The sequence below is a fragment of the Piscinibacter sp. genome, from assembly GCF_047600445.1.
GTDB lineage: Bacteria > Pseudomonadota > Gammaproteobacteria > Burkholderiales > Burkholderiaceae_C > Piscinibacter.
This window is the reverse complement of sequence record NZ_JASGKT010000001.1, coordinates 139,709-165,352: the sequence shown is the minus strand read 5'-3', so window position 1 is coordinate 165,352 and position 25,644 is coordinate 139,709. Positions and strand designations below refer to the sequence as shown.

General features: G+C 70.9%; 24 protein-coding genes and 1 pseudogene. 23 read left to right on the top strand and 2 right to left on the bottom strand.

Going from position 1 to position 25,644, the window contains the following annotated elements:
* Positions 1-62 precede the first annotated feature (62 nt).
* The 23 genes and pseudogenes from QM792_RS00805 to QM792_RS00695 all read left to right on the top strand — a co-directional run bounded on the left by QM792_RS00805 (position 63) and on the right by QM792_RS00695 (position 23,269).
* On the top strand, positions 63-1,013 hold the full coding sequence (locus tag QM792_RS00805) for a LysR family transcriptional regulator (RefSeq protein WP_415147271.1): 951 nt from the start codon (positions 63-65) through the stop codon (positions 1,011-1,013).
* A gap of 54 nt (positions 1,014-1,067) precedes the next feature.
* Positions 1,068-1,754, top strand: a complete 687-nt coding sequence (locus tag QM792_RS00800) for a substrate-binding domain-containing protein (protein WP_415147270.1) — start codon at positions 1,068-1,070, stop codon at positions 1,752-1,754.
* Positions 1,755-1,779: 25 nt separating this feature from the next.
* Positions 1,780-2,808: an amidohydrolase family protein gene (locus QM792_RS00795; RefSeq protein WP_415147269.1), complete on the top strand. Its 1,029-nt coding sequence runs from the start codon at positions 1,780-1,782 to the stop codon at positions 2,806-2,808.
* A gap of 1 nt (position 2,809) precedes the next feature.
* A complete protein-coding gene (ligK, locus tag QM792_RS00790) occupies positions 2,810-3,493 on the top strand; it encodes a 4-carboxy-4-hydroxy-2-oxoadipate aldolase/oxaloacetate decarboxylase (protein ID WP_415147268.1) in 684 nt (227 codons plus the stop codon).
* A gap of 7 nt (positions 3,494-3,500) precedes the next feature.
* Positions 3,501-4,400: a DUF1932 domain-containing protein gene (locus QM792_RS00785; RefSeq protein ID WP_415147267.1), complete on the top strand. Its 900-nt coding sequence runs from the start codon at positions 3,501-3,503 to the stop codon at positions 4,398-4,400.
* A complete protein-coding gene (locus tag QM792_RS00780) occupies positions 4,397-5,311 on the top strand; it encodes an amidohydrolase family protein (RefSeq protein ID WP_415147266.1) in 915 nt (304 codons plus the stop codon). The genes QM792_RS00785 and QM792_RS00780 overlap by 4 nt, the downstream gene beginning before the upstream one ends.
* The gene (gene ligA, locus QM792_RS00775) at positions 5,311-5,751 is read left to right on the top strand and encodes a protocatechuate 4,5-dioxygenase subunit alpha (RefSeq protein ID WP_415147265.1); all 441 of its coding nucleotides are present in this window, start codon (positions 5,311-5,313) and stop codon (positions 5,749-5,751) included. Before QM792_RS00780 ends, ligA begins: the two co-directional genes overlap by 1 nt.
* 2 nt (positions 5,752-5,753) lie before the next feature.
* Entirely contained in the window at positions 5,754-6,611 is an 858-nt protein-coding gene (locus QM792_RS00770; protein WP_415147264.1) for a class III extradiol dioxygenase subunit beta, read from the top strand.
* 106 nt (positions 6,612-6,717) lie between these two features.
* Complete coding sequence (locus QM792_RS00765; RefSeq protein WP_415147263.1) at positions 6,718-7,677, top strand: Gfo/Idh/MocA family oxidoreductase; 960 nt, start codon at positions 6,718-6,720, stop codon at positions 7,675-7,677.
* Between the two features lie 4 nt (positions 7,678-7,681).
* Positions 7,682-8,689, top strand: coding sequence for an aldo/keto reductase (locus tag QM792_RS00760; RefSeq protein WP_415147262.1), 1,008 nt, complete (start codon positions 7,682-7,684; stop codon positions 8,687-8,689).
* Positions 8,686-9,414 (top strand): alpha/beta fold hydrolase, encoded by a 729-nt coding sequence (locus QM792_RS00755; RefSeq protein WP_415147261.1) that lies wholly within the window; start codon positions 8,686-8,688, stop codon positions 9,412-9,414. The genes QM792_RS00760 and QM792_RS00755 overlap by 4 nt, the downstream gene beginning before the upstream one ends.
* Positions 9,415-9,510: 96 nt before the next feature.
* Positions 9,511-9,840: pseudogene (locus QM792_RS00750) on the top strand (protocatechuate 4,5-dioxygenase subunit alpha); the annotation flags it as partial.
* Positions 9,841-9,935: 95 nt separating this feature from the next.
* On the top strand, positions 9,936-10,775 hold the full coding sequence (locus QM792_RS00745) for a class III extradiol dioxygenase family protein (RefSeq protein WP_415147260.1): 840 nt from the start codon (positions 9,936-9,938) through the stop codon (positions 10,773-10,775).
* Between the two features lie 196 nt (positions 10,776-10,971).
* Positions 10,972-11,682 (top strand): TorF family putative porin, encoded by a 711-nt coding sequence (locus QM792_RS00740; RefSeq protein ID WP_415147259.1) that lies wholly within the window; start codon positions 10,972-10,974, stop codon positions 11,680-11,682.
* A gap of 19 nt (positions 11,683-11,701) precedes the next feature.
* Positions 11,702-12,040, top strand: a complete 339-nt coding sequence (locus tag QM792_RS00735) for a P-II family nitrogen regulator (protein WP_415147258.1) — start codon at positions 11,702-11,704, stop codon at positions 12,038-12,040.
* 28 nt (positions 12,041-12,068) lie between these two features.
* Positions 12,069-13,718 carry an ammonium transporter gene (gene amt / locus QM792_RS00730; protein WP_415147257.1) on the top strand — a complete coding sequence of 550 codons (1,650 nt, stop codon included), beginning with the start codon at positions 12,069-12,071 and terminating at the stop codon, positions 13,716-13,718.
* A gap of 94 nt (positions 13,719-13,812) precedes the next feature.
* Positions 13,813-14,343 carry a GNAT family N-acetyltransferase gene (locus QM792_RS00725; protein WP_415147256.1) on the top strand — a complete coding sequence of 177 codons (531 nt, stop codon included), beginning with the start codon at positions 13,813-13,815 and terminating at the stop codon, positions 14,341-14,343.
* Positions 14,344-14,674: 331 nt separating this feature from the next.
* Positions 14,675-15,970 carry a glutamate--cysteine ligase gene (gshA, locus tag QM792_RS00720; RefSeq protein WP_415147255.1) on the top strand — a complete coding sequence of 432 codons (1,296 nt, stop codon included), beginning with the start codon at positions 14,675-14,677 and terminating at the stop codon, positions 15,968-15,970.
* Positions 15,967-17,841: a potassium transporter Kup gene (locus QM792_RS00715; RefSeq protein WP_415147254.1), complete on the top strand. Its 1,875-nt coding sequence runs from the start codon at positions 15,967-15,969 to the stop codon at positions 17,839-17,841. The genes gshA and QM792_RS00715 overlap by 4 nt, the downstream gene beginning before the upstream one ends.
* 70 nt (positions 17,842-17,911) lie before the next feature.
* Positions 17,912-19,081 (top strand): benzoate/H(+) symporter BenE family transporter, encoded by a 1,170-nt coding sequence (locus tag QM792_RS00710; protein WP_415147253.1) that lies wholly within the window; start codon positions 17,912-17,914, stop codon positions 19,079-19,081.
* A gap of 81 nt (positions 19,082-19,162) precedes the next feature.
* Complete coding sequence (gene gshB, locus QM792_RS00705; protein WP_415147252.1) at positions 19,163-20,113, top strand: glutathione synthase; 951 nt, start codon at positions 19,163-19,165, stop codon at positions 20,111-20,113.
* A complete protein-coding gene (locus tag QM792_RS00700; RefSeq protein WP_415147251.1) occupies positions 20,110-21,327 on the top strand; it encodes an amidase in 1,218 nt (405 codons plus the stop codon). The genes gshB and QM792_RS00700 overlap by 4 nt, the downstream gene beginning before the upstream one ends.
* Before the next feature lie 37 nt (positions 21,328-21,364).
* Positions 21,365-23,269, top strand: a complete 1,905-nt coding sequence (locus QM792_RS00695; RefSeq protein ID WP_415147250.1) for an ATP-binding cassette domain-containing protein — start codon at positions 21,365-21,367, stop codon at positions 23,267-23,269.
* A 150-nt stretch (positions 23,270-23,419) separates the two neighbouring features.
* Here QM792_RS00695 and QM792_RS00690 read toward each other — a convergent pair whose 3' ends face one another.
* Both QM792_RS00690 and QM792_RS00685 read right to left on the bottom strand, forming a co-directional pair.
* Positions 23,420-24,160 carry a hypothetical protein gene (locus QM792_RS00690; protein ID WP_415147249.1) on the bottom strand — a complete coding sequence of 247 codons (741 nt, stop codon included), beginning with the start codon at positions 24,158-24,160 and terminating at the stop codon, positions 23,420-23,422.
* A gap of 31 nt (positions 24,161-24,191) precedes the next feature.
* The gene (locus QM792_RS00685; protein ID WP_415147248.1) at positions 24,192-25,637 is read right to left on the bottom strand and encodes a PLP-dependent aminotransferase family protein; all 1,446 of its coding nucleotides are present in this window, start codon (positions 25,635-25,637) and stop codon (positions 24,192-24,194) included.
* Positions 25,638-25,644: the final 7 nt, after the last annotated feature.

The window sequence follows — 25,644 nt, the reverse complement described above, 5'->3', positions numbered from 1 at the left end:
GGGCGCTGCGAGAGGGCACCACGAAGGGGGTGCGCTACAGTCGCCGCAAGGCCTTCGCACGCATGAACCTCACCCAGTTGCGCTATTTCGTCCGGGTTGCCGAGATGGGCAGCTTCAGCAAGGCCGCCATCGAGCTGGACGTGGCGCAGCCCGCGCTGAGCCGCCAGGTGCGCCTGCTCGAAACCGACCTGCGCGTGACGCTCTTGCAGCGCACCGGCCGCGGCGTGCTGCTCACCGAGGCCGGCAAGCGCCTGTACGACCACGCGGTGAGCATCCTGCAGCTCGTGGCGCACGCGCGCGAGGACATCAGCGCGAACCGCGGCGAGGCCACCGGCCGCATCGTCATCGGCCTGCCGCCGAGCATGGGCCGCATGCTGACGCTGCCGCTGGTCGACGCCTTCAAGCAGCACCTGCCGCGCGCGCGGCTGGCCATCGTCGAGGGCCTGTCGGCGCACATCGTCGAGTGGATCTCGACCGGGCGCGTCGACCTCGGGCTGATCCACAACCCCGACGCGAACCCGGCCATCGAGACGCTGCACGTGCTCGACGAGCCGCTGTGCCTGGTCAGCGCCGCAAAAAGCGCCACGAAAGGCACGACGAAGGGCCCGGCGCGCAAGGCGCCGCCGCCGCTGCCTTTCACCGAACTGGCGACGCTGCCGCTGGTGCTGCCCGAGCCCAGCCATGCGATCCGCAAGCTGCTCGAAACCCAGGCCGCGCTGGCCGGGCTGAAGCTGAACATCGCCTACGAGGTGTCCAGCGTCAGCGCGATCCTGGAACTGGTGCGCAGCGGCCACGGCCATGCGGTGCTGGCGCCCAGCGCGATCGCGGCCTCGGGCCAGGCGGTGGCGTTCCGCATGCGGCCGCTGGCCGAGAGCGTGCTGCGCAGCGCGCTGTGCATCGCGGTGTCGGCGCACAAGCCGGCCACGCCGCTGCTGGAGAAGGCCTCGCGGCTGCTGCGCGAACTGGTGCTGGGCAGCGTCGCGACGCCGGTCGTCCATAACAGGATGCGATAGCTGCTAGCCGGTGAGCGGCTAGGGTCGCGCCGCGGGCGCGCCGCAGAATCCGGCATGGCTTGCCTGACCGGAATTTCCTCGATGGCCACGCGCGCGCTGCTGGCCGAGTTGGCGGCTGCCTACGCGCGGCGCAGCGGCGTCGAGGTGGCGATCGAATCGGTGGGCGGCGTCGATGCGGCCAAGCGCGTTCAGGCGGGCGAGGCCTTCGACGTGGTGGTGCTGGCCTCGGACGCGATCTCCAGGCTCGCCGACGCCGGGCGTGTGCTGGCCGGCAGCGTGGTCGATCTGGTGCATTCCGGCGTGGCCGTCGCGGTGCGCTCCGGCGCGGCGCGGCCCGACCTGTCCAGCGAAGCCGCCGTGAAGGCGGCCGTGCTGGCCGCGCCGAGCATCGGCTATTCCACCGGCCCGAGCGGCACGGCGCTGCTCGCGCTGTTCGAGCGTTGGGGCATCACGCGGCAGCTCGAAGGCCGGCTGGTGCAGGCGCGCGCCGGCGTGCCGGTGGGCTCGCTGGTGGCCGGCGGCGAGGTGGCGCTGGGCTTCCAGCAGCGCTCGGAGCTGATCCACCTGCAAGACATCGACCTCGTCGGCGACCTGCCCGTCGCCATCGCCATCGACACCGTCTTTTCCGCCGGCGTCTGCGCCGCCTCGGCGCAGCCCGAGGCGGCGCGTGCGCTGCTGGCCTTCTTCGCCTCGGCCGAGACCGCGCAGGCCAAGCGCCGCCAGGGCATGGAACCGGCCTGAGCAACGAATCCCCAGGAGCATCCCGATGATCATCGACATCCACGGCCACTACACCACCGCGCCCAAGGCGCTGGAGGCGTGGCGCAACCGCCAGATCGCCGGCATCGCGGACCCGGCGCAGAAGCCCAAGGCGAGCGAGCTGAAGCTCTCCGACGACGAGATCCGCGAGACGATAGAGACCAACCAGCTCGCCAAGATGCGCGAGCGCGGCAGCGACCTCACGGTGTTCAGCCCGCGCGCCAGCTTCATGGCGCACCACATCGGCGACTTCGAGGTGTCCAGCACCTGGGCGGCGATCTGCAACGAACTCTGCCACCGCGTGGCGCAGCTCTTCCCCGATCACTTCATCCCCGCCGCGATGCTGCCGCAGAGCCCGGGCGTCGATCCGAAGACCTGCATTCCCGAACTGGTGAAGTGCGTCCAGCAATACGGCAACGTGGCGATCAACCTGAACCCCGACCCCTCGGGCGGGCACTGGAAGGAGCCGCCGCTGACCGACCGCCACTGGTACCCGATCTACGAGAAGATGGTCGAGTACGACATCCCGGCGATGATCCACGTCAGCACCTCGTGCAACGCCTGCTTCCACACCACCGGCGCGCACTACATCAACGCCGACACCACCGCGGTGATGCAACTGATCCAGGGCGACCTGTTCAAGGACTTCCCGACGCTGAAGTTCGTGATCCCGCACGGCGGCGGCGCCGCGCCCTACCACTGGGGGCGCTACCGCGGGCTGGCGCAGGAGCTGAAGAAGCCGCTGCTGAAAGAGCACCTGCTGAAGAACATCTTCTTCGACACCTGCGTGTACCACCAGCCGGGCATCGACCTGCTGACCAAGGTGATCCCGGTGGACAACATCCTGTTCGCCAGCGAGATGATCGGCGCGGTGCGCGGCGTCGACCCGGAGACGGGCCACTACTACGACGACACCAAGCGCTACATCGAGGCGAGCACGCTGCTCACGCCGGCGCAGAAGCAGCAGATCTACGAAGGCAATGCGCGGCGCGTCTATCCGCGCCTCGACGCCGCCTTGAAGAAGAAGGGGAAGTGAGATGTACGAACTCGGCGTTGTCTATCGCAACATCCAGCGGGCGGATTCGGCGGTTGCCGACGGTCTGGCGAAGTTCGGTTCGGCCACGGTGCACGAGGCGATGGGCCGCGTCGGCCTGCTCAAGCCCTACATGCGCCCGATCTACCCGGGCGCGCAGGTATCGGGCACCGCGGTGACGGTGCTGCTGCAGCCGGGTGACAACTGGATGATGCACGTCGTGGCCGAGCAGATCCGGCCGGGCGACATCGTCGTGGCCGCCGTCACCGCCGAGTGCAGCGACGGCTACTTCGGCGACCTGCTCGCCACCAGCTTCATGGCGCGCGGCGCGCGCGCGCTGGTGATCGACGCCGGCGTGCGCGACGTGAAGACGCTGCACGAGATGGGCTTCCCGGTGTGGAGCAAGGCGATCAGCAGCAAGGGCACGATCAAGGCGACGCTGGGTTCGGTGAACATTCCGCTGGTGTGCGCGGGCATGCTGGTGACGCCGGGCGACGTGATCGTCGCCGACGACGACGGCGTGGTGTGCGTGCCGCGCGGCCTGGCCGCGAAGACGCTCGAAGCCGCCGCGGCGCGCGAGGCCAACGAGGGCGAGAAGCGCGCCAAGCTCGCCTCCGGCGTGCTCGGGTTGGACATGTACAAGATGCGCGAGCCGCTGGCCAAGGCGGGCTTGAAGTACATCGACTGAAGCTGCGATGAACATCTGCCTCATCGGGTATGGCGAGGTCGGGAAGATCCTGGCCGAAGACCTGCGCGCGCGCGGCGAAACCGTCGCCGCCTTCGACCTGAAGCTCGCCGGCGAGAGCGGCGACACGATGCGCGCGCATGCGGCGCAGCACGGCGTGGCGCTGGCCGCCTCGCCGGCCGAGGCGGTGCGCGGCGCCGAACTGATCGTCTCCGCCGTCACCGCCAGCCAGGCCGTGCCGGTGGCGCAGACCTGCGCGGCGGGCGTGCCGCCGGGCGCGTTCTTCCTCGATTTCAACTCCGCCTCGCCGGGGGCGAAGTGCCGCGCGGCGGAGATCGTCAACGCCGCCGGCGGCCGCTACGTCGAAGGCGCGGTGATGACCTCGGTGCCGCCTTACCGCATCCAGGTGCCGCTGCTGCTCGGCGGGCCGGATGCGGCGGCGCTGGTGCCGCTGCTGAACACGCTCGGCTTCGCCGCCAAGGTGGCCAGCGACAAGCTCGGCGTCGCCAGCGCCACCAAGATGTGCCGCAGCGTGATGATCAAGGGCCTGGAGGCGATGGTCATCGAGAGCTTCACCGCCGCGCGCCACTACGGCGTCGAAGACGCGGTGATCGCGTCGCTGAAAGAAACCTTCCCCGCGATCGACTGGGAGAAGCAGGCCGCCTACTTCTTCCAGCGCGTGATCGAGCACGGCCGGCGCCGCAGCGAGGAAGTGCGCGAGGTGGCCGAGACGGTGCGCGAGGCCGGCCTCGAACCCTGGAGCGCCGCCGGCACCGCCGAACGCCAGGCCTGGGTGGCCGAGCTGGCCGACGCCGGGCTGTTCGGTGCGCGCGGCACCGCGGCGTTCGCGCGCAGCGCGGACTGGCGCGTCGAAGCCGATCGCATCCTGCAACGAGACGACAAGCCATGACCTTCGAGAAGACCCCCGGCTGGCTGGACTGGTACGCCGGCCCGTCCAAGCCGCGATTCGAGCTGCCGCCCGGCAGCGTCGACGCGCACTGCCACGTGTTCGGCCCCGGCGCCGAATTCCCCTTCGCGCCCGAGCGCAAGTACACGCCCTGCGATGCGAGCAAGGCGCAGCTCTTCGCCTTGCGCGACCACCTCGGCTTCGCGCGCAACGTGATCGTGCAGGCCACCTGCCATGGCGCCGACAACAGCGCGATGGTCGACGCCTGCCTCGCCTCGAACGGCAAGGCGCGCGGCGTGGCGACCGTCCGGCGCAGCGTGAGCGACGCGGAACTGCACGCCCTGCACGCCGCCGGCGTGCGCGGCGTGCGCTTCAACTTCGTCAAGCGCCTGGTCGACTTCACGCCCAAGGACGAGCTGATGGAGATCGCCGGGCGCATCGCCAGGCTCGGCTGGCACGTGGTGATCTATTTCGAGGCGGTCGACCTGCCCGAACTGTGGGACTTCTTCACCAGCCTGCCGACCACGGTGGTGGTCGACCACATGGGCCGGCCCGACGTGAGCCTGCCGGTGGACGGGCCGCAGTTCGAGCTGTTCGTGAAGTTCATGCGCGAGTACCCGAACGTGTGGAGCAAGGTGTCGTGCCCCGAGCGGCTGTCGGTCTCGGGCCCGCCGGCCTTGAACGGCGAGCGCCACGCCTACCGCGACGTGATCCCGTTCGCGCGCCGCATCGTCGAGACCTTTCCGGATCGTGTGCTGTGGGGCACCGACTGGCCGCACCCGAACCTGAAGAACCACATGCCCGACGACGGGCTGCTGGTCGATTTCATCCCGCACATCGCGCCTACGGCCGAGCTGCGACGCAAGCTCTTGGTCGACAACCCGATGCGCCTGTACTGGCCGGAGGAACGCTGATGGCACTGCACAAACCCTACAAGAACATCCCCGGCACGACGATCTTCGACGCCGAGCAGTCGCGCAAAGGCTACTGGCTGAACCAGTTCTGCATGAGCTTGATGAAGGCCGAGAACCGCGCGCGCTTCAAGGCGAACGAGCGCGCCTACCTCGACGAATGGGCGATGACCGAGGAGCAGAAGCTCGCCGTGCTGGCGCGCGACCTGAACCGCTGCATCGCGCTGGGCGGCAACATCTACTTCCTGGCCAAGATCGGCGCCACCGACGGCAAGAGCTTCCAGCAGATGGCCGGCAGCATGACGGGCATGACCGAAGAGGAGTACCGCGACATGATGATCAAGGGCGGGCGGTCGCCCGAGGGCAACCGCGCGATCGGCGAGGACGGCGACGCGCAGGCGCATCGCCAGCCGCAGGGCGCGGCGGGAAGGAACAAGGCTTGACCATGGCGCGCATCACCGCTTCCGTCTACACCTCGCACGTGCCGGCCATCGGCGCGGCCATCGACCTGGGCAAGGCCGGCGAGCCCTACTGGCAGCCGCTGTTCAAGGGCTACGAGTTCTCCAAGCAGTGGATGAAGGACAACACGCCCGACGTGATCTTCCTCGTCTACAACGACCACGCCACCGCCTTCAGCCTGGAGTTGATCCCGACCTTCGCGATCGGCTGCGCGGCCGAGTTCCAGCCCGCCGACGAGGGTTACGGCGCGCGCCCGGTGCCCAAGGTGATCGGCCACCCGGAGCTCGCCTCGCACATCGCGCAGAGCGTGATCCAGGACGACTTCGACCTCACCATCGTCAACAGGATGGACGTGGACCACGGCCTGACCGTGCCGCTGAGCCTGATGTGCGGCCAGCCGCAGGCCTGGCCCTGCCCGGTGATCCCCTTCGCGGTGAACGTGGTGCAGTACCCGGTGCCCTCGGGCAGGCGCTGCTTCATGCTCGGCCAGGCGATCCGCCGCGCGGTGGAGAGCTACGACGAGCCTTTGCGCGTGCAGATCTGGGGCACCGGCGGCATGAGCCACCAGTTGCAGGGCGCGCGCGCCGGACTGATCAACGCCGAGTGGGACAACCGCTTCCTCGACCGCCTGATCGCCGACCCGGCCGACCTCGCCGCCATGCCGCACATCGACTACGTGCGCGAGGCCGGCTCGGAAGGCATCGAGCTGGTGATGTGGCTGATCGCGCGTGGCGCGATGTCGGATGTGGCCGGCAGCGGCAAGCCGCCGCGCGTGGCTCACCGCTTCTTCCACGTGCCGGCGAGCAATACCGCCGTGGGGCACCTGATTCTGGAGAACGCATGAAGCATCTTTCGCATACTTCGAGGCGGGCCGAGCGCCGGGCCGCTCCCAAGCCGGCCCGCGTCCCCTCGGGGGACCGGCCGACGTACTCGTCGGACGAGGGGCAGTCATGAGCAAGACCATCCGCGTCGCGCTGGCCGGCGCCGGCGCCTTCGGCATCAAGCACCTCGACGCGATCAAGCTGATAGCCGGCGTGCAGGTCACCTCGCTGGTCAGCCGCGACATCGAGAAGACCAGGGAAACCGCGGCCAAGTACGGCATCGGCCACTGCGCCACCGACCTCGCCGAGAGCCTGGCGCGGCCCGACGTGGACGCGGTGATCCTGTGCACGCCGACGCAGATGCACGCGGCGCAGGCGATCGCCTGCATGAAGGCCGGCAAGCACGTGCAGGCCGAGATCCCGCTGGCCGACTCGCTGCGCGACGCCTATGCGGTGGTCGAGACGCAGAAGCAGACCGGGCTGGTGGCGATGTGCGGCCACACGCGCCGCTTCAACCCCAGCCACCAGTGGGTGCGCAGGAAGATCGTCGCCGGCGAGTTCGACATCCAGCAGATGGACGTGCAGACCTACTTCTTCCGCCGCACGAACATGAACGCGCTCGGCCAGCCGCGAAGCTGGACCGACCACCTGCTGTGGCACCACGCGGCGCACACGGTGGACCTGTTCGCCTACCAGGCGCGCAGCCCGATCGTGAAGGCGAACGCGGTGCAGGGGCCCATCCATCCGAACCTGGGCATCGCGATGGACATGAGCATCCAGTTGAAGGCGGCCAACGGCGCGATCTGCACGCTATCGCTCTCGTTCAACAACGACGGCCCGCTGGGCACCTTCTTCCGCTACATCGGCGACAGCGGCACCTACATCGCGCGCTACGACGACCTGGTCGACGGCAAGGACGGGAAGATCGACGTCTCCAAGGTCGACGTCTCGATGAACGGCATCGAGCTGCAGGACCGCGAGTTCTTCGCCGCGATCCGCGAGGGCCGCGAGCCCAACGCCAGCGCGGCGCAGGTGCTGCCCTGCTACGAGGTGCTGCACGACCTGGAGCGCCAGCTCGCGCAGGGCTGAGGCGGTGAAGACGCGGCGCATCGCCTCGTTCGAGGCCTCGGCCATCGGGCTGGGCTGCATGAACCTGAGCCATGCCTACGGCGCGCCGCCGCCGCAGGAGGCCGCGCAGGCGCTGCTGCGCGCGGCGCTCGATCTCGGCATCACCTTCTTCGACACCGCCGCGCTGTACGGCTTCGGCGCCAACGAGGATTTGCTGGGCCGCACGCTGGCGCCGCACCGCGAGGCCTTCGTGCTGGCCAGCAAGGGCGGGCTGCACGGCGTGGATGACGGTGGCGGCGTCAAGCGTGTCGTCGACGGCCGGCCCGAGACGCTGAAGTGGAGCTGCGAGCAGAGCCTGAAGCGCCTGCGCACCGACCGCATCGACCTGTTCTACCTGCACCGCTGGGACCGCAAGGTGCCGATCGAGGACAGCGTCGGCGCGCTGGCCGATCTGGTGCGCGAGGGCAAGGTGCGCGCGATCGGGCTGTCGGAGGTGTCCGCCGCGACGCTCAGGCGCGCGCACGCGGTGCACCCGATCGCCGCGGTGCAGACCGAGTACTCGCTGTGGACGCGCAACCCGGAGATCGCGGTGCTGCAGGCCTGCCGCGAGATCGGCGCCGCCTTCGTCGCCTTCAGCCCGCTGGCGCGCGGTTTCCTCGGCGGCGAGCTGCGCGACCCGTCCACGCTCGAAGCGAGCGACCTGCGTCGCACGATGCCGCGTTTCGCGCCGGCCAACTACGCCGCCAACCTGAAGCTGCTCGACGGCTTCACGGCCATCGCCCGGGGCTTGCAGTGCACGCCGGCGCAGCTCGCGCTGGCCTGGGTGCTGGCGCGCGGCGACCACGTGCTGGCGGTTCCCGGCACGACCCGCATAGCGCACCTGCGCGACAACGCCGGCGCGGCCGAGATCGGCCTGTCGGCCTCGACGCTGGCGCAGCTCGACGCGCTGATCAACCAGCGCACCGTCGCGGGCCCGCGCTACGACGCCGCGACGCAGGCCGGCGTCGACACCGAGGAGTTCCGAACGCCGTGAGCCCGCGCCCGACCCTCGTGCTGCTGCCCGGCCTGATGTGCGACGGCGCCGTCTGGACGGCGCAGGTCGAGGCCTTCTCGGCCACGCACGAGTGCGTGGTGCCGCACTACGGCACGCTGGACTCGCTGGCCGCGATGGCCGCGCGGGTGCTGGCCGAGGCGCCGCCCGGGCCGCTGGCGGTGGCCGGGCATTCGATGGGCGGGCGCGTCGCCTTCGAGATGTGCTTGCAGGCGCCGCGGCGCATCGAGCGCCTCGCGCTGCTCGACACCTCGTACCACCCGCTCGCGCCGGGCGCGGACGGCGAGCGTGAACGCGCCGGCCGCCACGCGCTGCTCGACCTGGCGCGCGCGCGGGGCCTGCGCGCGATGGCGCAGGAATGGGCCCAGGGCATGGTGCATACGAGCCGGCTGGGCACGCCGCTGTTCGACGCCATCCTCGACATGTTCGAGCGCGCCAGCGTCGAGGTCTTCGCGGCGCAGATCGCCGCGCTGCTGGCGCGCCGCGACGCCGCGCCGCTGCTGGCGGCGATCGGCGTGCCCACGCTGCTGCTGTGCGGCCGCGACGATGCCTGGAGCCCGCCGGCGCGCCACGAGTTCATGCACGCCCGCATCGCCGGCTCGACGCTGGCGGTGATCGAGCGCTGCGGCCACATGAGCACGATGGAGCGGCCCGAGGCGGTGAACGCCGCGCTGCGCGAGTGGCTGGCCCGCCCCGCGAAAGCGTGAGCCGAGCTTGAGTCGGGTCAAGGCCCGGCGGCGCGGAGCGCGGCCCAATCGGGTCTCACGCTTCACGCATCACCCGCTCGACGAGGAGACAAACCCATGAGCCATTCGATTCCCGGCACGACGCTGTTCGACGGCGCGGCGGCCCGCAAGGGCTACGCGCTGAACAAGATGTGCTTCTCGTTCAACGACGCCGCCAACCGCGAGGCCTTCCTGCGCGACGAGGACGGCTACTGCGCGCGCTACCGGCTCACGCCGCCGCAGCGCGAGGCGGTGCGCTCGCGCAACGTGCTGGCGATGATCGCCGCCGGCGGCAACGCCTACTACCTCGCCAAGCTGGCCGGCATCTTCGGCCTGGACATGCAGGACATCGGCGCGCAGCAGACCGGCATGAGCAAGGACGCCTTCAAGGCCAGGCTGCTCGAAGCGGGGAGGGCAGACACGGTGCCCGCAAGCTCACTGCGTTCGCAGCCCCCCGAGGGGGCGCAGGCCTCCCTTGGGGCGGCCCGGCGGGAGGCCTGATCATGGCGAAGATCGTCGGCGGCATCATGACCTCGCACGTGCCCCTGCTGGGCCGCGCCATCGCGCGCAACCTCCAGGAAGACGCCTACTTCAAGCCCTGGTTCGACGGCTTCCCGGCCGTGCACCGCTGGCTCGCCGAGCTGAAGCCCGACGTGGCGCTGATGGTCTACAACGACCACGGCCTGAACTTCTTCCTCGACAAGATGCCCACCTTCGCGGTCGGCGCGGCGCCGCAGTACCGCAACGCCGACGAGGGCTGGGGCATCCCGGTGCTGCCGCCCTTCGAGGGCGACGTCGACCTGTCGTGGCACCTGATCGAGTCGCTGGTGGGCGACGAGTTCGACATCACCACCTGCCAGGAAATGCTGGTCGACCACGCCTTCACGCTGCCGATGGCGATGCTCTGGCCCGGCCGCGGCGCGTGGCCGGTGCGTACCGTGCCGGTGTGCGTGAACACCGTGCAGTACCCGCTGCCCAGCGCGGCGCGCTGCTGGAAGTTCGGCGAGGCGATCGGCCGCGCGCTGCGGTCGTGGAAGAGCGACGCCAGGGTCGTGGTGATCGGCACCGGCGGGCTGTCGCACCAGCTCGACGGCGAGCGCGCCGGCTTCGTCAACAAGGCTTTCGACCAGCGTTTCATGGCCAGCCTGGCGTCCGATCCGCAATGGGCCACGCGCTACAGCAACGCCGAACTGGTGGAAAAAACCGGCACCCAGGGCATCGAACTGCTGATGTGGCTGATCACGCGCGCCGCGCTGGACGGGGGCGCGACCGCGCTGCACTCGAACTACCACATCCCGATCTCGAACACGGCCGCCGGGCTGATGCTGTTCGAGAATCCATGACCCCCGCGCAGCGCCCGCGGCGCTGACGCACCAAATCGGGGATCGAGCCCGCCGCGCACGTTCTGCGTGCGCCGGCGGGCTTTTTTACGTTCGCGCGGCGCCGTCCTGGGGCATGCGCGGGTGGGCGCTTCGTGGCACGGAAGCTGCAAACCGGCGGGTGGAGTTCATTCAAACCACCCACCGGAGGATCCATCCCATGAAGAAGACGGTTTTTGCATCCGCGGCGCTGGCGATGTTGGCGGCGTATGCCGCCCCCGCGCTGGCCGACGATGGCCTCAGCGCCAATCTCTCGCTCACCACCAAGTACAAGTACCGCGGCCAGGACCAGAGCGACCCCGCCAAGAGCTTCCTGCCCGCCGTGCAGGGCGGCTTCGACTACACGGCCGGCGGCCTGTACATCGGCAATTGGAACTCCTCGATCGGCTTCGGCGGCGGCACCGAGGTCGACGTCTACGGCGGCTACAAGGGCGACCTCGGCTCGGGCCTGGGCTACGACGTGGGCCTGCTGCAGTACTACTACCCGGGCAACGGCACCTCGGATCTCAACACCACCGAGATCTACGGCGCGCTGAGCTGGGAATTCCTCTCCGCCAAGTACTCGCACACCGTGTCGAGCAAGTACTTCGGCATCGTCGAGGGCCGCGGCACCGGCTACCTCGACCTGTCCGCCAACTACGCGCTGGCACCGGGCCTGACGCTGAACGCGCACGTCGGCTTCACCCGCCTGCCCGGCGACGCCAAGAGCGCCACCGGCCTGGCCGACTACACCGACTACAAGCTCGGCGCCACCTACGACCTCGGCAACGGCTTCAGCGTGGCCGGCGCCTACGCCGCCGCGAACAAGAAGGGCGTGTGGGGTGACATCAACAAGGGTCGCGTGATGGTCACGCTGACCAAGGCCATGTAACAAAACAAAGGGGAATGCCATGAAGATGGTGACCGCGATCGTCAAGCCGTTCAAGCTCGACGAAGTGCGTGAGGCTCTCAGCGCCATCGGCGTGCAGGGCATCACGGTGACCGAAGTGAAGGGCTTCGGCCGCCAGAAGGGCCACACCGAGCTGTACCGCGGCGCGGAGTACGTCGTCGACTTCCTGCCCAAGGTGAAGATCGAGGCGGCGGTGGACGACGCGATCGTCGACCGCGTGATCGAGGCGATCGAAGCCGCGGCGCGCACCGGCAAGATCGGCGACGGCAAGGTGTTCGTCGCGCCGCTCGAGCAGGTGGTGCGCATCCGCACCGGCGAGACCGGCAAGGACGCCCTCTGAAGCGATGCTCCAACCCAAGAGATAACCCATGAAAAAACTCATAGCGACTCTTGCCCTGGGCCTTGCCGTCCTGGGCTTCACGGGCCCCGTCTGGGCCCAGGCGGCGGAATTCCCGGGTACCAAGCTGCTCTTCGAGAGCGGCAAGGCCGAGCTGCCGGCCGAATCCGCAGCCGACCTCAAGGCCGTGGCCGAATACCTGGCGGCGCACACCGAGGCCAAGGTCCAGGTGTCGGGCTTCGTCGACTCCACCGGCCCGGCCGACGTCAACAAGGAACTGGCCAAGAACCGCGCCACCGCGGTGCACGAGGCGCTGAAGGCCATCGGCGTGGCCGAGGACCGCATCGTGCTGCAAAAGCCCGAAGACGTGACCGCCGGCGACGGCGAGCAGGCGCGCAAGGTCGAGATCACGCTGCTGGCCGCCGCGGACACCGCCGCTGCCGCTGCCGCCGCCGCCCCGACGCCCAAGGTCGATTCCGGCGACACCGCCTGGATGCTGACCTCGACCATGCTCGTGATCCTGATGACGATCCCGGGCCTGGCCCTGTTCTACGGCGGCCTGGCGCGCTCGAAGAACATGCTCTCGGTGCTGATGCAGGTGTTCGTGATCTTCTCGCTGATCAGCCTGCTGTGGGCCATCTACGGCTACAGCCTGGCCTTCGCGGGCGAGGGCAACTACTTCGGCTCGCTCGAGAAGATCTTCCTCAAGGGCGTGACGCAGGAGACCTTCGGCGCGCTGACCACCATCCCCGAGTACGTGTTCGTCGCCTTCCAGGGCACCTTCGCGGCCATCACCACGGCGCTGATCGTCGGCTCCTACGCCGAGCGCATCAAGTTCGGCGCGGTGCTGCTGTTCAGCGTGCTGTGGTTCACCTTCAGCTACGTGCCGATGGCGCACATCGTCTGGGGCGGCGGCCTGCTCGGCAAGGACGGCGCGCTCGACTTCGCCGGCGGCACGGTGGTGCACATCAACGCCGGCGTGGCCGGCCTGGTGGGCGCCTACGTGCTCGGCAAGCGCCTGGGCTACGGCAAGGAGGCGTTCACGCCGCACTCGCTGACGCTCACCATGGTCGGTGCCTCGCTGCTGTGGGTCGGCTGGTTCGGCTTCAACGCCGGCTCGGCGGGCGCGGCCAACGCGCTGGCGGGCCTGGCCTTCGTCAACACCGTGCTGGCCACCGCGGCGGCGACGCTGTCGTGGATCGCCGGCGAGGCGCTGATCAAGGGCAAGGGCTCGATGCTGGGCGCGGCCTCGGGCGCGGTGGCCGGCCTGGTGGCGGTGACGCCGGCGGCCGGCTTCGTCGGCCCGATGGGCTCGATCATCCTCGGCCTGATCGCCGGCCTGGTCTGCCTGTGGGGCGTGGCCGGCCTGAAGAAGATGCTCGGCGCGGACGACGCCTTCGACGTGTTCGGCGTGCACGGTGTCGGCGGCATCGTCGGCGCCATCCTGACCGGCGTGTTCGCGGCGCCGGGCCTGGGCGGAACGCAGGGCGCCGACTTCGCGATGGGCCACCAGGTGTGGGTGCAGGTCAAGAGCGTGCTGCTGACGGTGGTGTGGTCGGCGGTGGTGGCCTTCATCGCCTACAAGATCACCGACGTGCTCATCGGCCTGCGCGTGCCGGAAGACGAGGAGCGCGAGGGCCTGGACATCACCGCGCACGGCGAGACGGCGTACCACAACTGATCGCGCCGTCGCCTCGCTTCACGGGCCGCCTTCGGGCGGCCCTTTTCGTGGGGCGGCGATGGAACAGAATGCCGACATCGAAAAGGACGAGCCGATGAACCCACCCACCCTGGTGCAATGCAGCTTCGAGCGCCACGCCGACGCCATCCTGGCGATCTTCAACGAGGCCATCGCGACTTCCACCGCGCTGTACGACTACCGGCCGCGCCCGCCCGAGAGCATGGGGCCATGGTTCGAGGCCAAGCGGCGCGGCGGCTTCCCGGTGATCGGCCTGGAGGACGAAGGCGGCGCGCTGCTCGCCTTCGCCAGCTATGGCACCTTCCGCGCATTCCCGGCCTACAAGTACACGGTCGAGCATTCCGTCTACGTGCGTGCCGACCAGCGCGGCCGCGGCCTGGGCCGCATCGTCCTGCAGGAGCTGATCGCCGCGGCGCGCCGCGCCGACGTGCACGCGATCATGGGCGCCATCGACGCCAGCAACGCCGGCAGCATCGCGCTGCACGAGCGGCTCGGCTTCCGCCACGCCGGCACCTTGCCGCAGGTGGGCTTCAAGTTCGGCCGCTGGCTCGACCTGGCCTTCTACCAGTTGCTGCTCGACACGCCGGCGCAGCCGGTGGATGGTTGAGGCGGAGACGGCGAGCACCGAGCGGCGCGGCAGGCGCGGCCCCGTGGGGGCTCATGCGGTGGCGGTCGGTGCTGCGCACCGACTTCGCTGCGATGCTCGACACCGGGGTCGCGTCGCGGGTGTCTGAACGGAGCAAGCGCAGCTTGCGCAGTGAGTTACGCGGCGGGGCCGCAAGCCCGAGCACCGCAGGGGAGTCGGCGCCAGCCGACCGCCTCATCGAAGCGCCGCGGGCGCCCCGGACGGCCCTTTGCCGCCCCGGAAAACGCATCCCACCCCGCATGCCTAGAATTCCGCTTCCGCAGCGCCACGACCGGGTCGACCGGGCCGAGCCATGGTTCCTCATCTCATCACCGCCCTGACCGGGCCGATCAACGAGCTGGAGCAGCGCATCCTCGAGTCGCTGCCGGCCATCGAGCGCTGGTTCAGGCTCGAGTGGATGGAGCACACGCCGCCGTTCTACACCTCCGTCGACCTGCGCAACGCCGGCTTCAAGCTGGCGCCGGTGGACACCAACCTGTTCCCCGGCGGCTTCAACAACCTCACCGAAGCGATGCTGCCGCTGGCGGTGCAGGCGGCGATGGCGGCCATCGAGAAGATCTGCCCCGAGGCCAAGAACCTGCTGCTGGTCCCCGAGAAGCACACGCGCAACACCTTCTACCTGACCAACGTGCAGCGGCTGGTGCAGATCTTCACGCAGGCCGGACTGAACGTGCGCCTGGGCACGCTCGACGAGGCCATCACCGCGCCGACCGAGATCGCGCTGCCCGACGGCAGCGGCCTGAAGCTCGAGCCGCTGGTGCGCACGCGCGGGCGCCTCGGGCTGAAGGATTTCGACCCCTGCACCATCCTGCTCAACAACGATCTCTCGGCGGGCATCCCGAGGGTCCTCGAGAACCTGCACGAGCAGTACCTGCTGCCGCCGCTGCACGCCGGCTGGGCGGTGCGCCGCAAGACCAACCACTTCCAGGCCTACGAGGAAGTGGCGAAGAAGTTCGCCAAGCTGCTGGGCATGGACCCCTGGCTGATCAACCCGCTGTTCGCGCGCTGCGGCGAGGTGAACTTCGGCGACGGCACCGGCAGCGACTGCCTGATGAGCAACGCCGAGACGCTGCTGGCCAAGATCCGCCGCAAGTACAAGGAATACGGCATCAACGAGAAGCCGTTCATCATCGTCAAGGCCGACGCCGGCACCTACGGCATGGGCATCATGACCGTGCGCGACCCGAAGGAGCTGGTCGACCTGAACCGCAAGACGCGCAACAAGATGAGCGTCATCAAGGACGGCCAGGAGGTCAGCGAGGTCATCCTGCAGGAAGGCGTGCCGACCTACGAGCGCGTCAACGACGCGGTGGCCGAGCCGGTGGTCTACATGATCGACCGCTACGTGGTCGGCGGCTTCTACCGCGTCAACGCCGAGCGCGGCATCGACGAGAACCTGAACTCGCCGGGCGCGAGCTTCGTGCCGCTGGCCTTCGACGAGAGCGCCCACCTGCCGCGCCCGGGCGCCAAGCCGGGCGCGAGCGCGCCGAACCGCTTCTACATGTACGGGGTGATCGCGCGGCTGGCGACGGTGGCTGCGAGCTACGAACTGGAAGCCACCGACCCCGACGCCGAGATCTACGAGTGAGCCACCCCGGCGCGAAGTCCGGCCTCGCCGCGCTGACGCTGGGCGCCCTCGGCGTCGTCTACGGCGACATCGGCACCAGCCCGCTGTACGCCTTCAAGGAGGTGTTCGCGCACGGCCACGTGCCGATGAGCGCGCAGAACGTGCACGGCGTGCTGTCGCTGATGTTCTGGACGCTGACCGTCGTCGTCTCGCTCAAGTACGTGCTGCTGATCCTGCGCGCCGACAACAACGGCGAGGGCGGGCTGATCGCGATGCTGGCGCTGGCCTCGCGCGCGGTGGCCGACCGGCCGGCGCTGCACGCGCGGCTGGTGGTGATCGGCATCTTCGGCACCGCGATCTTCTTCGGCGACGGCGTGATCACGCCGGCGATCTCGGTGCTCTCGGCGGTCGAAGGCCTGGAGGTGGCGGCGCCGGCGCTGCACCACTGGGTCGTGCCGCTCACGCTGGCGGTGCTGACCGCGCTGTTCATGGTGCAGCGCTTCGGCACGGCCAGCGTCGGGCGCTGGTTCGGGCCGGTGACGGCGCTGTGGTTCGCGGTGCTGGCGCTGCTCGGCGCGATGCACATCGCCGCGCAGCCGGCCATCCTGGTGGCGCTGAACCCGGCCTACGCGATCGAGTTCCTGAGCGCGCAGCCGCGCGTGGCCTTCGTCGCGCTCGGCTCGGTGGTGCTGTGCGTCACCGGCGCCGAGGCGCTCTACGCCGACATGGGCCACTTCGGCCGCAAGCCGATCCGGCTGGCCTGGTTCGGCCTGGTGATGCCGGCGCTGGTGATCAACTACTTCGGCCAGGGCGCGATGCTGCTCGCGCACCCCGAGAACGCGAAGAACCCGTTCTACGAGATGGCGCCGACCTGGGCGCTGTACCCGCTGATCGCCCTGGCCACCGCGGCCACGGTGATCGCCTCGCAGGCGCTGATCACCGCCGCCTTCTCGGTCACCAAGCAGGCCGTCCAGCTCGGCTACCTGCCGCGCCTGCGCGTGCTGCACACCTCGGTGCGCGAGACCGGCCAGATCTACCTGCCCTTCGTCAACTGGGGGCTGTACGCCTGCATCCTGCTCGCGGTGGTGCTGTTCAAGTCGTCGAGCAACCTCGCGGGGGCCTACGGCATCGCGGTGACCATCGACATGCTGATCACGACGACGATGACCTTCTTCGTGATCCGCTACGGCTGGAAGTACCCCTGGTGGCTGTGCGTGGCGGCCACCGGCTTCTTCTTCCTGGTCGACTTCACCTACTTCGCCGCCAACGTCGTCAAGGTGATCGACGGCGGCTGGTTCCCGCTGGTGATCGGCGCGGCGATGTTCCTGCTGCTGATGACCTGGAAGCAGGGGCGCGCTCTGATGACCGGGCGGCTGCGCGAGGACGCGATCGACCTGGAGAGCTTCCTGCAGGCGGTGTTCATCAGCCCGCCGGCGCGCGTGCCGGGCACGGCGGTGTTCCTCGTCGCCGAGCAGGGCAACGCGCCCAACGCGCTGCTGCACAACCTCAAGCACAACAAGGTGCTGCACGAGACCAACCTGTTCGTCACCGTGCGCCACCACGAGGTGCCGTGGGTCGGCTTCGACAGGCGCGCGCGCATGGAGCCGCTGGGCAACGACTGCTGGCAGGTGACGCTGGACTTCGGCTTCAAGAACGACCCCGACGTGCCGGCGTCGCTGCGGCTGCTGCGCGAGCACGGCGTGCGGCTCGACGACATGGAGACGAGCTACTTCCTGTCGCGCGACATCGTCATCCCGACGCTCGGCGGCGGCATGGCGCTGTGGCGCGAGAAGCTGTTCGCCAGCATGCACCGCAACGCCGCCGCCGCGGCGGACTTCCTCCACCTGCCGGTCAACCGCGTCGTCGAGCTGGGCGCGAAGGTGCAGATTTGACGGCCCCCCAGTCGCTTCGCTCCTGCCCCCGAGGGGCGCCGTCCGGCTTGGGGCGGCCCGGTGCCGGACCATGAGCTTCTTCCGCGACATCTCCCTGCCCGCCGTCACCGCCGGCTTCGTCGCCGTGCTGGTGGGCTTCACCAGCTCGGTGGCGATCGTGTTCCAGGCCGCCACGGCGCTGGGCGCCACGAGCGAGCAGATCGCCTCGTGGATGTGGGCGCTGGGCCTGGGCATGGGCCTGTGCACCGCGCTGCCCTCGCTGGTGCTGCGCCAGCCGGTGATGGTGGCCTGGAGCACGCCCGGCGCGGCGGTGCTGGCCACCGCGGCGGCGGCCGGCGGCTTCACGCTGGCGCAGGCCACCGGCGCCTTCATCGTCTGCGCGCTGCTGATGATCGCCGCCGGCGCCAGCGGCGCCTTCGAGCGCGTGATGGACCGCATCCCGATGCCGATCGCGAGCGCCTTGCTGGCCGGCGTGCTGGCGCGCTTCGGCATGGACGCCTTCCTCGCCGCGAAGAGCGCGCTGCCGCTGGTGCTGACGATGCTGGCGGCCTACCTCGCCGGCCGGCGCTTCTGGCCGCGCTACGCCGTGCCGGGCGTGCTGGCCGCGGGCACCGTCTTCGCCGCGCTGAACGGCCAGCTCCATCTCGGCGGCGTGAGCCTGACGCTGACGCGGCCGGTGGCGGTGATGCCCGAGTTCACGCTCGCCGCGGCGGTGAGCCTGGCGCTGCCGCTGTTCGTCGTGACGATGGCCTCGCAGAACCTGCCCGGCGTGGCGGCCATCCGCGCCGCCGGCTACCGCATGCCGATCTCGAAGCTGGTCACGCTCACCGGCGCGGCGACGCTGCTGCTCGCGCCCTTCGGCGCCTATGCGCTCAACCTGTCGGCCATCACCGCGGCGATCTGCATGGGGCCCGAGGCGCACGAAGACCCGGCCAAGCGCTACACCGCCGCGGTGAGCTGCGGCGCGATCTACGTGGTGATCGGCCTGTTCGGCGCGGCGGTGACGGGCGTGCTCACCGCCTTCCCGCGCGAGCTGGTGGTGGCGGTGGCCGGGCTCGCGCTGCTGTCGAGCATCGCCGGCGGCCTCGCGGTGGCGGTGAAGGACGAGACGCACCGCGAGGCGGCGCTGATCACCTTCCTCGTCACGCTGTCGGGCGTGACGATCGCGGGCATCGGCTCGGCGTTCTGGGGCGTGGTGGCCGGCGCGCTGGCGCTGGCGGTGCAGCGCTGGCGCTTCTAGGCGTTCGAGGCCCGGCCCCGACGCGCCGCGCGCGCTTGTGCCACAGTGGCGCCTGACGCCCCCACCGACACGCCGACCGCCATGCGCCTGCTCTTCGTCGCCGACCCGCTGGAGAACTTCGACATCAAGAAGGACACCACCTTCACGATGATGAAGGAGGCCGCCGCGCGCGGCCACGAGCTGTTCGCCTGCGAGCCGCGCCACCTGACGTGGCGGCGCGGCGGGCGCGTCGGCGCCGCGCTGCGCCAGGTGGCGCTCAGCGGCGACCCGGTCTACTGGTTCACCGAGCAGCAGGTGCCCGACACCGCGCTGGCCGACCTCGACGCCGTGCTGATGCGCAAGGATCCGCCCTTCGACAGCGAGTTCTTCTACGCCACGCACCTGCTGCAGCAGGCCGAGCGCGAGGGCGCGCGCGTCTTCAACAAGCCGGCCGCGCTGCGCGACCACCCGGAGAAGCTCGCGATCCTCGAGTTCCCCGAGCTGATCGGCCCGACGCTGGTGACGCGCGACGCCGGGGCCATCAAGCGCTTCCACGCCGAGCACGGCGACGTCATCCTCAAGCCGCTGGACGGCATGGGCGGCATGGGCATCTTCCGCGTCGGCCCCGACGGGCTGAACCTCGGCAGCATCACCGAGACGCTGAACCGCCACGGCGCGACCACGGTGATGGTGCAGCGCTACCTGCCCGAGATCGTGCACGGCGACAAGCGCATCCTGGTGATCGCCGGCGAGCCCGTGCCCTACTGCCTGGCGCGCATCCCGCAGGGCAGCGAGATCCGCGGCAACCTCGCCGCCGGCGGCAAGGGCGTGGCGCAGCCGCTGTCGCCGCGCGACCGCGAGATCGCCGAGGCGCTGGGCCCGGTGCTGGCCGCGCGCGGGCTGCTGCTGGCCGGCATCGACGTGATCGGCGACAGCCTCACCGAGATCAATGTCACCAGCCCGACCTGCTTCCGCGAGATCGCCGACCAGACCGGCTTCGACGTGGCCAAGGTGTTCGTCGACGCGCTGGAAGCGGCCCTGCGCGGAGCATGAACGCCGAAGCGCGGCTGCGCGAGTGCCTGGCGCGCATCGAGGCGCGCGAGGGCGAGGTGCGGGCCTTCGTGCACCTCGACGTCGAAGGCGCGCTGGCGCAGGCGCGCGCGCTCGACGCCGGCCCGGTGCGCGGCCCGCTGCACGGCCTGCCGCTGGGCGTGAAGGACATCTTCGACACCCACGACATGCCCACCGCGATGGGCTCGCCGCTCTACGCGGGCCACCGCCCGCGCGCCGACGCGGCCGCCGTCGCGCTGTGCCGCGCGGCCGGCGCCGTCGTGGTCGGCAAGACCGTCACCACCGAGTTCGCCAACATGACGGCAGGCATCACGCGCAATCCGCTGAACCCGGCGCACACGCCCGGCGGCTCGTCGAGCGGCTCGGCCGCCGCGGTGGCCGACGGCATGCTGCCGCTCGCGCTGGGCACGCAGACCGCCGGCTCGATCATCCGGCCGGCGGCGTACTGCGGCGTGGTCGGCATCAAGCCGAGCTTCGGCCGCGTGCCGCGCGCCGGCGTGAAGGCCAACGCCGAGTCGATGGACACGGTCGGCGGCTTCGGCCGCACGGTGGCCGAAGCGGCGCTGCTCGCTTCGGTGCTGACCGGCGACGCGCGGCTGCGCGAATGGACGGTGCCCGACAGCCTGCGCATCGGCCTCGTGCCCGGCCCGGACTGGGCTCATGCGGATGCCGACGTGGCCGCCTGCTGGGCGCAGGCCGTGCGCGCGCTGGCGCCGCGCGCCGCGCGCTGCGAAGACGCCGTGCTGCCGCCCGGCTTCGCCGACGTGGCCGAGGTGCAGGCGGCGATCCAGGCCGCCGAGACGGCGCAGGCGCTGGCCTTCGAGCACCGCCGGCACCGCGCGGCGCTCAGCGATGCGCTGCTGGCGCTGCTCGACCGCGGCCGCGCGGTGGACGCCGAAACGCTCGCCGCCCACCGCGCCCGCGCCGAACGCTGGCGCCGCGAGGTCGATGCGCTGTTCGAGCGCCACGACGTGCTGCTGACGCCGAGCACCGGCGGCGAGGCGCCCGAAGGCCTTCGGTTCACCGGCGATCCGCTGTTCTGCCGCCCGTGGAGCCTGCTCGGCCTGCCCTGCGTGCACCTGCCCTTCGCGCGCGGCACGCGCGGCCTGCCCGTGGGCCTGCAACTCGTCGGCCGCCACGGCGAGGACCACCGCCTGCTCGCCGCGGCGCAGTGGTGCATGGACCGCCTGGGTTGAGGCCGGCCGCCCGCGCGGCGGCGGCGACAATCGCGCGATGGCGGTTCTCTCCCTTTCCGGCGCGCAGCTCGCGTTCGGCCACGTCGCGCTGCTGGCTGGCGCATCGTTCTCGCTCGAAGCCGGCGAGCGCCTCGGCCTGATCGGCCGCAACGGCGCCGGCAAGTCCTCGCTGCTGAAGATCGTCGCCGGGCTGGAGAAGCCCGACGACGGGCTGCTGCAGATGACGCAGGGCCTGCGCATCCGCTACGTGCCGCAGGAGCCGGCCTTCGACGACGCGGCCAGCGTGTTCGACGTGGTCAGCCTCGGCGTGGCCGAGGCCAGGGCGGTGCGCGCCGAGTACGAGGCGCACGCGCCGGGCAGCGACCTCGACGCGCTGCAGACGCGCATCGAGGCGCTCGACGCCTGGAACTGGGAGCAGCGCGTGTCCACCACGCTGCAGCAACTGCACCTCGACGGCGGCCGTGTCGTCGGCACGCTCAGCGGCGGCATGAAGAAGCGCGTGGCGCTGGCGCAGGCGCTGGTGGCGGTGCCCGACGTGCTGCTGCTCGACGAGCCGACCAACCACCTCGACCTCGACTCGATCGCCTGGCTGGAAGAACTGCTGCGCGACTTCCGCGGCGCGGTGATGCTGATCACGCACGACCGCGCCTTCCTCGACAACGTGGCCACGCGCATCGTCGAGCTGGACCGCGGCCTGATCCGCAGCTACCCGGGCAACTTCGCCGCCTACGAGCGCGCGAAGGAGGAGCAGCTCGCCGCCGAGGCGCTGGCCAACGCGCGCGCCGACAAGCTGCTGGCGCAGGAGGAGGTGTGGGTCCGCAAAGGCGTGGAAGCGCGGCGCACGCGCAGCGTGGCGCGCATCCAGCGCCTCGAGGTGCTGCGCGCGCAGCGCCGCGCGCGGCGCGAATCGCTGGGCCAGGTGAAGCTGGAGGTCGACAGCGGCACGGCCAGCGGCAGGATCGTCGCCGAACTCCGCGACGTGTCGATGCGCTTCGGCGACAAGACCATCGTCGAGCGCTTCAGCGCCACCATCCTGCGCGGCGACAAGGTCGGCCTGATCGGGCCCAACGGCGCGGGCAAGACCACGCTGCTCAAGCTGATCCTCGGCGAACTGCAAGCCAGCTCGGGCACGGTGCGGCGCGGCACGCGCCTGGAGGTGGCCTACTTCGACCAGATGCGCAGCGCGCTGGACCTCGACGCGACGCTGGCCGACACCATCAGCCCGGGCAGCGAGTGGGTCGAGATCGGCGGCGCGCGCAAGCACGTGATGAGCTACCTCGCCGACTTCCTGTTCTCGCCCGAGCGCGCCAACTCGCCGGTGCGCACGCTGTCGGGCGGCGAGCGCAACCGCGTGCTGCTGGCGCGCCTGTTCGCGCTGCCGGCCAACGTGCTGGTGCTCGACGAGCCGACCAACGACCTCGACATCGACACGCTAGAACTGCTGGAGGAACTGCTGCAGAACTACGCCGGCACGGTGTTCCTCGTCAGCCACGACCGGCGCTTCCTCGACAACGTGGTCACCAGCACGATCGCGTGGGAAGGCGACGAGTCGCCGGGGCTGTGGCGCGAGTACGAAGGCGGCTACGAGGAGTGGCGCGTGCAGCAGGAGCGTGCGCGGGCGCTGCGCGAGCCGCAGCGCGCCGCGCCCAAGGCGGCGCCGGCGCCGGCCGCCGGGAAAACCGCGCCCGCGCCGGCCCCCGCCGCCGCCGGCGCCGCCAAGCCGCGCAAGCTCAGCTACAAGGAGCAGCGTGAGCTGGACGAACTGCCCGTCCGCATCGAGGCGCTGGAAGCCGAGCAGAAGACGCTCAACGAACTGCTCGCCGACCCGTCGGGTTACACGAAGGATGCGCAGCGCATGACCGACGCCCACCGGCGGGTGGCCGAGATCGACGAGCTGCTGATGGCGGCGCTGGAGCGCTGGGAAGAACTCGGGGCGCGTTAGGGGCGATGCAGACCGCTTCGCGTCCGTTGCACAGCCCCCGTTCGTTGCACACCCCCCGTTCGTTGCACAGACCCCGTTCGGGCTGAGCTTGTCGAAGCCCGTCCAGGGTGAGGCGCGGAGCCCCTCGACAGGCTCAGGCCGAACGGGTTTCTAGAACCACCCATCCCGCCCCGCATCCGGATGCGAGCGGCTGATGATCAGCCCGCTTTGCAGGTACAGCGCGTTGAGCAGCCGCGTGGCGCGCTCGCGGTCCATGCCCGGCCAGTCGGACAGCTCCTTCAGCGAGGCGCCCTGGCGCGCCAGGCGTTGCACGGCGGCCATCACCGCGCCGCTGGCCGGCAGCGAGTCGGTGTCCAGCCCGGGGGCGACGCGGTACACCGCCGGGCCGGCGATCTCGGGCAGCAGCTCGCGGCGCAGGCCGCGCATCGCCAGTTCCCACAGCAGCGGCGCCAGCGGGTAGTGCGCGTCCTCGGCGCCCACCAGCGTCGCGCCCGGCTCGCCGGGCGGCTGCAGCAGCGCCGGCTCGACGTGCATCACCTTCAGGTCGAGCAGCGGCTTGCCGACCAGTTCCTGCGGCGGCACCGGGCAGTGCACCAGGCGTTCCCGCGCGAACACCGTCAGCGGCACCACGCGCTCGCCGGTCTGGATGTGGATGGTCACGCGCTTGCCGTGGCGCACGCAGGCGGCCACCACCTCGACGACCTCGGACGCGCCGCCGTCGTCGCCGAAGCGCAGCAGGTCGGCGCGCAGCGAGGGGCTGAGCTGCGAGATGCGCGTGCTGATGCCGCCCGAGGTGCTGCGCAGCTCGTCGAGGTAGCGCTGGTAGGCGCTGGCGCGCATCAGCTCGGGCTCGCCGAGCGGCAGGGTGGGCTGGAAGAGGTCGCTGTCCATCGGAGCGGCGATTCTCTCTCGTTACTTGTGGTTACGAAAGCGGTTTCAGCGCATCCCGGGCCCGTTGCAGGGCCTGCCAGAAGCGCGTGTCCTGCGTGGTCGCGAAGTTGATGCGCATGAGGGTCGTCGGCCGGTGCGTGGCGTGGAACAGCGCGCCGGGCGCGATCAGCCAGCCGTCGTCGTGCATCGCCTGGGCGAGCCGCTCGGTGTCCACGCCGGTATCGACCCAGCCGAACAGCCCGCGCGGCTCGGCGGCGAAGCGGCAGCCGTGCGCGCGCGCCAGCGCCACCGAACGCTCGCGTGCCGCCGCCAGCAGGCGCTGCACACGTTCGGCGTGGCGCCGCAACAGGCCTTGCTCCAGGCAGTGAGCCAGCGCCAACTCCGTGTGGGCGGGCGTGGTCAGCGTGCTGAGCAGCTTGGTGTCGATCAGCCGGTCGACCCAGCGCGCCGGCGCGGCGATGTAGCCGACGCGCCAGCTCGGCGTGAGGATCTTCGAGAAGCCACCGACGTAGACGGTGCGCTCCAGCGCGTCCAGCGCCGCCAGGCGCGGCAGGTGCGCCGGCGCGAGGTGCGCGTAGGTGTCGTCCTCGACGATCGCGAAGTCGTGCGCCTGCGCCAGTTGCAGCACCTTGTGCGCCGATTGCAGGCTGAGCGAGGCGCCGGTCGGGTTGTGCAGCACCGAGACGGTGACGTACAGGCGCGGCCGCGCCGCTTCCGGCTGGGCTTCGATCAGGCGCTGCATCGCCGCGAGGTCCGGCCCCTCGGGGCCGCGCGGCACCGGCAGCACGCGCATGCCCAGCGCCGCCAGCCGCGCGTACTCCACCGACCAGCCCGGCTCGTCGACCAGTACCGATTCGCCGGGCTTGAGCAGCGTGCGCGTGACGATGTCCAGCGCATGCGTCGCGCCCACGGTGGTGACGATCTGCTCGCCGCCGGCGTTGATGCCGTGCTCGGCCAGCCGCGCCGCCAGCGCGCGGCGCAGCCGCGCCTCGCCGGCCGGCTCGCCGTACTGCAAGGCGCCGCGGCCGAGCTGGGCGCCGGCCTTGCGCATCGCGGCGGCCAGCAGCGGGGCGTCGAGCCACTCCACCGGCAGCGTGCCCAGGCCCGGCATGGTCTGCGCGCCGGGCGGCTGGAACATGCCCCGGATCAGCGTGGTGGCGCTGACCGGCACCGGCGAACGCGGCGCGGCCGGGCGGCGCGCCGCGGCCTCGCCCAGCGGCGCGCGCACGAAAAAGCCGCGCTGCGCGCGCGCCTCCACCAGGCCTTGCGCGAGCAACTGGTCGTAGGCCGCCACCACGGTGGTCGGGCTGACGGCGTGGCGGCGCGCGCATTCGCGCACCGAGGGCAGCCGCGCGCCGGGCGCCAGCAGGCGGGCGCGGATGCGCTCGGCGAAGCGCGCGGCGAGCTGCTCGGTGAGCGTGCTGTCGGCGCCGCGCGAGAGCGGCGCGGCGGGCAGGGCGTGTGCTGGCCGGCTCATCGGTACA

Bases quoted from the DNA above. Each gene is read 5' to 3' on its own strand.
- QM792_RS00765 (WP_415147263.1), top strand. From the start codon at position 6,718: ATGAGCAAGACCATCCGCGTCGCGCTGGCCGGCGCCGGCGCCTTCGGC.
- ligK (WP_415147268.1), top strand. From the start codon at position 2,810: ATGTACGAACTCGGCGTTGTCTATCGCAACATCCAGCGGGCGGATTCG.
- amt (WP_415147257.1), top strand. From the start codon at position 12,069: ATGAAAAAACTCATAGCGACTCTTGCCCTGGGCCTTGCCGTCCTGGGC.
- QM792_RS00710 (WP_415147253.1), top strand. From the start codon at position 17,912: ATGAGCTTCTTCCGCGACATCTCCCTGCCCGCCGTCACCGCCGGCTTC.
- QM792_RS00780 (WP_415147266.1), top strand. From the start codon at position 4,397: ATGACCTTCGAGAAGACCCCCGGCTGGCTGGACTGGTACGCCGGCCCG.
- QM792_RS00725 (WP_415147256.1), top strand. From the start codon at position 13,813: ATGAACCCACCCACCCTGGTGCAATGCAGCTTCGAGCGCCACGCCGAC.
- QM792_RS00785 (WP_415147267.1), top strand. From the start codon at position 3,501: ATGAACATCTGCCTCATCGGGTATGGCGAGGTCGGGAAGATCCTGGCC.
- QM792_RS00795 (WP_415147269.1), top strand. From the start codon at position 1,780: ATGATCATCGACATCCACGGCCACTACACCACCGCGCCCAAGGCGCTG.
- ligA (WP_415147265.1), top strand. From the start codon at position 5,311: ATGGCACTGCACAAACCCTACAAGAACATCCCCGGCACGACGATCTTC.
- QM792_RS00695 (WP_415147250.1), top strand. From the start codon at position 21,365: ATGGCGGTTCTCTCCCTTTCCGGCGCGCAGCTCGCGTTCGGCCACGTC.
- QM792_RS00805 (WP_415147271.1), top strand. From the start codon at position 63: ATGAACCTCACCCAGTTGCGCTATTTCGTCCGGGTTGCCGAGATGGGC.
- QM792_RS00700 (WP_415147251.1), top strand. From the start codon at position 20,110: ATGAACGCCGAAGCGCGGCTGCGCGAGTGCCTGGCGCGCATCGAGGCG.
- QM792_RS00740 (WP_415147259.1), top strand. From the start codon at position 10,972: ATGAAGAAGACGGTTTTTGCATCCGCGGCGCTGGCGATGTTGGCGGCG.
- QM792_RS00735 (WP_415147258.1), top strand. From the start codon at position 11,702: ATGAAGATGGTGACCGCGATCGTCAAGCCGTTCAAGCTCGACGAAGTG.
- gshB (WP_415147252.1), top strand. From the start codon at position 19,163: ATGCGCCTGCTCTTCGTCGCCGACCCGCTGGAGAACTTCGACATCAAG.
- gshA (WP_415147255.1), top strand. From the start codon at position 14,675: ATGGTTCCTCATCTCATCACCGCCCTGACCGGGCCGATCAACGAGCTG.
- QM792_RS00800 (WP_415147270.1), top strand. From the start codon at position 1,068: ATGGCTTGCCTGACCGGAATTTCCTCGATGGCCACGCGCGCGCTGCTG.
- QM792_RS00770 (WP_415147264.1), top strand. From the start codon at position 5,754: ATGGCGCGCATCACCGCTTCCGTCTACACCTCGCACGTGCCGGCCATC.
- QM792_RS00690 (WP_415147249.1), bottom strand. From the start codon at position 24,160: ATGGACAGCGACCTCTTCCAGCCCACCCTGCCGCTCGGCGAGCCCGAG.
- QM792_RS00745 (WP_415147260.1), top strand. From the start codon at position 9,936: ATGGCGAAGATCGTCGGCGGCATCATGACCTCGCACGTGCCCCTGCTG.
- QM792_RS00685 (WP_415147248.1), bottom strand. From the start codon at position 25,637: ATGAGCCGGCCAGCACACGCCCTGCCCGCCGCGCCGCTCTCGCGCGGC.